Raw genomic sequence first — 6,786 nt, 5'->3', positions numbered from 1 at the left:
ATGAACCAGACGTCCGCGGACGTCGACAGCCAGCAGATCGCCCAGCTCATCCAGCCCGGCTACCGCCAGGGCTCGAAGGTGATCCGCCCGGCTCGTGTGGGCGTGGTGTCCCCTGAGTGAGGCGCAGCCGCGACTAGGCGGCACCAGATTTTTGAATACGACGGCGAAGCGCAGGCTTCGCAGCAAGGAGGTGAACAATGGCTAGCCAAGATTGGATGACGAAGGACTTTTACGCCGCGCTTGGCCTGAAAAAGGACGCGACCCAGGACGAGATCAAGAAGGCATACAACTCGTACGCACGTAAGTACCATCCGGATCGCAACCCGGGCGACAAGTCAGCAGAAGACAAGTTCAAGGCAGCGTCAGAGGCCTATCAGGTGCTCTCGAATGAGGATGACCGAAAGCAGTATGACGCGATTCGTGCCATGGCAGGCGGCGGCCCACGTTTCTCCTCAGGATCCGGAGGCGGATTCGAAGATATCTTCAGCGCCTTCGGTGGCGGTGGAGGCGGAAACTTCCGCTACTCGACTGGCGGCGCAGACGCGCCCGGTTTCGATGACATCCTCTCGCAGATGTTCGGCGCCGGTGCCCCGCAACAGAACACGGGCGGTGGCTTCGGTGGCTTTGGCGGGTTCGGTTCACGCCGACGCCCGGAAAAGGGAGCCGACGTGACGGCGTCGATCTCAATTCCGCTACGTCAGGCTGTGGACGGAACCACGGTCACAGTCACATCGAACGGCGAGAAGGTGACCGCGAAGATCCCCGCCGGAATTACGAACGGCCAGAAGATCCGCATCAAGGGCAAGGGACGGCCCGGCACGAATGGTGGCGAGCAGGGAGACGTGCTCGTGACTGTCAACGTGGAGCCGCACCCCGTCTACGAGGTGGACGGCAAGGACGTGTACGTCAACGTGCCGGTCTCTTTCGATGAGGCGGCACTTGGCGCCACGATCGAGGTGCCGACGATCTATGGGAAGAAGGTCAAGGTCAAGGTGCCGGCCGGATCGAGCAGCGACAAGGTGATGCGCGTGCGCCGCAAGGGAATCGACAACAAGCGCGGTTCCGTTGGCGACATGTACGTGCGCCTGAAGGTCGTTGTGCCGAAGCGACTCTCGGATGAGGCTCGCGAGGCCGTGGAGAAGTTCCGCGAGGTATCGAGCGAAGCAGATCCGCGCCGCGAGTTCCACGATCTGGCTAAGATTTAAGGAGATGGGTGCGGGTGTGTGCGCCCGTCCCAACAAGAAGTGACGTTGTAGGAGAGGAGGAGACATGGCAAAAGTACCGAGAACATCCCCGATCTTGTCGGTGACAGTGGCAGCTGAGCTGGCCGGAATGCACGCTCAAACGGTTCGCCAGTACGATCGCATGGGACTTGTTGTGGCCAAGCGGACGAAGGGCGGAGGCCGGCGCTACTCCCTCAACGACGTCGACAAGCTCGTGGAAATCCAGCGCCTTTCACAGGACGAGGGCGTGAGCCTGGCAGGCATCGCGAAGATCTTCGACCTTGAAGCGAAGGTTGAGCGGGCCGAGCGCGCGGCTGTTCGAGCTGAGCGCGCCCGAGCACGAGCCGAGGAGGAAGTGGCCGAGTTGCGCGAGACCGTGGCGTATCTTCACGACCAGCTCACGCGTTACGACCGTCGCCTCTCGCGAGTTTTCGCCGCCGATGCGGCTGGCGACGTGCTCATGTCCGACCGCCGCGAGCACCTTCGTGAGACGCTTCGCGCTCACATGCCCGGCACCAGCCGCGATGTGGTCGTGTGGCGCCCGCGCACGTTGGTTCCGCAAACCCTGTTTGAGGACTAGCCCGGCGTGAGTGTCTTTGACCAGCTCGCCTCCGCGCTCGATCACGCGGACGCGATTGTGGATGGCCGCCATCCGGTTCCCGGGAAGGGGATGCGGAAGGCGGCCGTCCTCATTCTTCTCTCCGACGACGACGATCCGCGCGGCCCGCGCATCATCCTCACGGAGCGTGCGGCACATCTTCGCAAGCACGCGGGCCAGGTGAGTTTCCCGGGCGGGAGCCGTGATGGCGATGAGACTCCCGAACAGACTGCGTTGCGCGAGGCCGCGGAGGAGTGTGCAATCGACTCGGCTGGAGTGCGCGTACTCGGGCGGCTACCCGCGAGCTCGCTGCCGGTGACGTCATTCGCGGTGACGCCCGTTGTTGGCGTGTGGGAATCCGCGGCGCCGCTCGAGATGGTTCCAGACCCGAGCGAGGTGACCGCGATTCACGCGGTGCCGGTGCGTGCGCTCTCGGATCCCGTGAACCGAGGTACCTGGCATTATTTCGACGGACACGAGGGGCCCGCGTTCGTCTACGGTGACCTTGTGATCTGGGGTTTTACTGCCATGCTGCTCGACGGGTTGTTGGAACTTGCCGACTGGGCGCAGCCATGGGATCGGGAGAGGGTCATCATGGTGCCACGCCGCTTCGGCGGTCGTTAGAGCGTCCGCACGTGTAGTGAACCGCTGCTCACAGTGTGAAGTGGGCACTAATTCCCTGTGAGATGGCGCCTAAAAGGGCGGCCATAGCCGATACTGTTAATAGTCGGTATGAATGGCCGCGCTGGCGAGTATCGGACCCGCCGCGCAGTGTCGTACTCACCGTTATCGACATTGTCGAAAGGACGATTGGAATGGTTTCCTTCACCGCACTGACACGCAAGGTCACTGTGGCAGCAACCGCTGCCCTTGCGCTGACTCTCACCTCAGTAGCGTCTCCCGCTCTAGCAGCAGATGACGATACCCAGCAGTCTGATCGTGTGCTCCAGTCTGTGGACGTCGGCCTTGGCGCAGATGGCTCGATCAACACCATTTCGGATACGCAGATTTCCCTGACGTATTCGGACAAGGTGGAAAGCTCGACGACGACGAAGGGCCACGATCCCGCTGAGGTCATGGAGTTCCTCCCGGTTCGTGTTCTCACGACGTACAGCACGCCTGACTCGCGTGGCACTGACCTGAACGACCTTGCAGGGTACACGGGTCGTGTGACCATTCAGCTCTCGATCCAGAATCTGACGTTGGAGCCGGAAGAGATGTCCTACGACGTCGGTGGCCAGGGTCGCCGTCGTGTCGAGCTTGTTGGGGCACCGCTGACTGTGGTCGCATCGACGAATCTGGGGATCTCGCCGGGGCAGGTTGTGACCGGCGCTCCGGGATCGACCGACACAGTCACGAATGGTGTTCTTTCCCAGGACGAAGAGGGTAACTCCCAGCTGCAGTGGGCGACGATCCTCGCTCCGCCGCAGCTGCCTGCGTCGACGACGTTCACCGTCGTCGCGGACGTCGAAGACTTTACTGTGCCGGAGTTCGATCTGACGGTCCAGCCTGGTTACGTGTCTGACCCGTCGATGGGCCAGCTGGTCGCTGGCGCATTCGGTCCGCGTGGCGCGTCCGAAACCAAGCTCATTGGTGACACGATCACGTTGATGACGGAACTTGACGGCATCCTGTCTGAAACCGGAACGATCATTACCGAGGCTCGTCAAACGCTTCAGGCCTCTGCTGACACGGTTGGCACGAAGACGATTGCTGATCTTCAGCAGTCGATCGCCTCGATTACGGCCTCGACCGATTCGATGAGGTCCACGCTTGAAGGGCTGAATTCTGCAATGACTACAGTCTTGCAGACCTCGAATTCGGCCGTGACCGGTCAGATTCAGAGCACGACGGCGGCAGTGTCCGCGCTGATCGGTAATCCGGAGCAGAGTGTGCCCAGGCTTGCAACGGATGGGCAGGGATGCTCCGTCGTCGTCGACCCGGGCGAAGAGGCGCAGACGATTTACGGAAGCCTGTTGAAGGTCAGCGCGCTTCTCGGCGCTTACGCGGATGCGACGCAGCAATGCCAGGGAGCGATCCAACAACAGATCGTGGATATTCTCGGACCGGACATTCCAACTGACACAGAGGTCACACCGGAGACGGTCGCCGAGCTGTGCCAGGACGCGCCGACTTCCGTCACCTGCCAGCTGTATAGCGCAAAGGAAGAGTTCGCGTCGATGCTCTACAAGCTCGGTCAGGACACCGCTGAGATCGTCGCCGGTCTTGACGGCAATGCTGTCGAGCAGGCGACCGACTCGGTGGCGAACCTTCATGTCTTGGTCGCGGAGCTTGACCCGTCGATCACCACGTTGGAACAGTCGCAAGAGAACCTTGATGAGATTTCTGAGAAGATTACGCAGCTTGAAACCGAGCTCGACAATCTGAACAGGACCGCGCAGCTAGGACAGGCCGCGGTGAACGACATGGTCACTGCACGTCAGAACATTCACAACGCCGTGTGTGCCGTCGTCCCTGTTAAGTCTGTGGCCCCCGAACCAGTAGAGCCTATCGACCCCGAACCAGCAGAGCCTGTCGACCCTGAACCAGCAGAGCCTGTCGACCCTGAACCAGTTGAGCCTGTTGACCCGGGCACGACCGAGCCGACGGCGCCAGGTGAGAGCACGCCAGAGCCCACGCCTGATTGGCGTAATTCGCCGTTGACGAAGGACGAAATCGACGAAATCCTCAAGTACGTGTCCAACACGAGCTGCTACGGGGAGCGTTTCCGCGGGCCGGCACACAGGCTGCCCACGTCCCTCGAGACCCTCGCCAACGATAACCTCACGGCGTGGAACTCCGTCGTCGTTGCTACGAGCCGGATCGCGGAGGGTGACAACGCGGACCAGTTCGCGATGCTTGTCGATCTCAAGGCCGCTGTTGCAGATTACGAGGCGTCCCTCCAGCTTGCCATCTCGGACACAGAGCGCGTCGACGCCATCACCCAGCTGCGTGAAGATTACGCGACGCTCGAAGCTTCGACGCAGGAGGCGGTTGAGGCTGTGAACGTGGTGAACCTGAACTACCAGAACACCCAAGACCGGATGGAGAACCTGTTTGAAGAGAAGCGGGACGACATAGGGCTCGAGCTCTACGGGGTGATCAATGAGTCGATCGGTGCGGTGAGCGGCCAGCGCGCACAGACGGTGACCGCTATTGACGCCGCGTTCATGTCGATCATCAACCAGATGAACGCCTCGGCAGGGAACATCGCAACGACCGGCGCCATCACTGCCACTGCCGCACAGGCTGAGCTGACCGACGTCAACGAGGTCATGACCGCGCAGATGCAAGAGGTCCTCGACATCGGTCTTCAAGGCATTGAAGGTAACGTCTCAAACGCTGTCGTTGATCTTCAAGCCTCGAACGCCCTTTTGACGGACGACATCCAACGCGTCCTCAACGACATCGGAGTGAACTCGGTCGAAGGCTCTGGCCTCCTGGGCATCATCGCATCGTCGGCGGCGTCGACGAGCCTTGCAGACACGCAGATCGCGACTGTCAGCGAGACGACGACGGAGTTCGCGAACCTGCAGCGCGAGAACCTCGGAGATAACAAGATGCTCTCCGCTCAGACTCGTGCCGCGGCTGCTCGTTACCAGACGATGCCGCCGTTCGCGACTCTCGAGAACCCGACTATCCAGTACACGACCGTGTACTCGTTCACGCTTGGTGGCGACAAGTGACGCGTAAGAAGATCATTGCAATTGTTGCTGTAGCGCTGGCCGTCCTCGTCGGCGTCGGAATTGTCGTAGCGAACCTCATCAAGTCGGATGACGAGATCGCCGGGAAGGGCGTGTCCACGTTCCCACTGCCGATCGAAGCGAAAGTCCCGGACGGTCTCAAGGTCGGTGTCGTCTATAGCTTGACGGGCGATCCGCTCGTTGAGTCCTCCTACCTTCGCTCCGCCGAGGGCATGCAGGTTGCCAATTATCGCCTCGCGGAGGGTGGCTCGGATATCGAGATCATCCCCGTTGATGATCGCGGAACGGTTGAGGGCGCTCAGCGCGCGGTTGACGATCTGGAAAACCAGGGCGTCGGCGCGATTATCGTCGGCACGGCTGGTCCGCACACGAGCGCGATTGCGGATGCGGCCCGCGGGGCTGGGATCCCGGCGATCTTCCCGTACGAGGCTGATGCCGTGTCCACGGCTGACGGCGTGTGGACGATGGGCGCGAATAAGACAACCGCGGCTAACATGCTTGGCAAGGAGCTGACGGATCGTGGTTACGCGGAAAACCTTGTCATCGATTTCGACGGATCGCTGGCCGACATTCCGAACGCGAAGTACATGACGTATGACGAGAACACGGACTTCGTTGAGCTCGGCGATGAGATTTTCCAGGTCTTCATGGATGAGGAACTCAATCTTGACGCGATCGTTATCAACGGCCCGTCAACGTTCGAGTCGAACATCCTCTCGGAAATCCAGTCCCGCGCGATCACCGTGCCGGTGTTCTTCACCAACCACGCGGACGCTCCTGCGTTCATCGACAGGCTGCGTAGTGAAGGCGTGCTGTTTGGCGATTTCACGACCCTCGGCTTGCCATCGGTGGATATGGTTGCCCTGAAGGCGGACAGGTCCGGAGGTGCGGCCGCCGTATTCTTCACGGCAATTCGGTTGATGGACGACGCCGGTATGCGCAACCTTCTGGACGAGGCGACGTTTGCCGAGTCGAAGGACTATGCAGACGGTCTCAGCCATGATGCGTTGGTCGCGATTGCGAGCGCTGCGGCGGACGCGAAGAGCGTCGAGCCTGCGGACATTGAGCAGTCTCTGACAGGTCTGGAGATCACGACTGCCGACGGCACGGTCCTTGGCACGACGACGTTCGGGGCGACCGGTGTTGAATCCGAACTCATGTCTGTGCTCCGTGCGAGCACGCAGGATCCGAACCTCCGTGAGAGCTCGACCCCGTTGATGTTCTGGTTTGCACAATAACGCGTAAAAGCGGGAAGGTTGAC

At 61.1% G+C, this 6,786-nt stretch carries 6 protein-coding genes; all 6 read left to right on the top strand.

The genetic code is table 11. The features are described from left to right. The gene (grpE, locus tag ACHFFR_RS03025; RefSeq protein WP_394262798.1) at positions 1-120 is read left to right on the top strand and encodes a nucleotide exchange factor GrpE; all 120 of its coding nucleotides are present in this window, start codon (positions 1-3) and stop codon (positions 118-120) included. Between the two features lie 77 nt (positions 121-197). Then, positions 198-1,205 carry a DnaJ C-terminal domain-containing protein gene (locus tag ACHFFR_RS03020; RefSeq protein ID WP_394262796.1) on the top strand — a complete coding sequence of 336 codons (1,008 nt, stop codon included), beginning with the start codon at positions 198-200 and terminating at the stop codon, positions 1,203-1,205. Positions 1,206-1,269: 64 nt separating this feature from the next. After that, complete coding sequence (locus ACHFFR_RS03015) at positions 1,270-1,803, top strand: heat shock protein transcriptional repressor HspR (RefSeq protein ID WP_394262795.1); 534 nt, start codon at positions 1,270-1,272, stop codon at positions 1,801-1,803. A 6-nt stretch (positions 1,804-1,809) separates the two neighbouring features. Further along, the gene (locus ACHFFR_RS03010; protein ID WP_394262794.1) at positions 1,810-2,445 is read left to right on the top strand and encodes an NUDIX hydrolase; all 636 of its coding nucleotides are present in this window, start codon (positions 1,810-1,812) and stop codon (positions 2,443-2,445) included. Positions 2,446-2,636: 191 nt separating this feature from the next. Beyond that, positions 2,637-5,507, top strand: a complete 2,871-nt coding sequence (locus tag ACHFFR_RS03005; RefSeq protein WP_394262793.1) for a hypothetical protein — start codon at positions 2,637-2,639, stop codon at positions 5,505-5,507. Beyond that, positions 5,504-6,763, top strand: coding sequence for an ABC transporter substrate-binding protein (locus ACHFFR_RS03000; protein WP_394262792.1), 1,260 nt, complete (start codon positions 5,504-5,506; stop codon positions 6,761-6,763). Before ACHFFR_RS03005 ends, ACHFFR_RS03000 begins: the two co-directional genes overlap by 4 nt. Positions 6,764-6,786: the final 23 nt, after the last annotated feature.

The organism is Trueperella sp. (genome assembly GCF_043424875.1).
Taxonomy (GTDB): domain Bacteria; phylum Actinomycetota; class Actinomycetes; order Actinomycetales; family Actinomycetaceae; genus Trueperella.
Note: the sequence above shows the minus strand (reverse complement) of the source record. Positions and strands in the feature narration are given on the sequence as shown.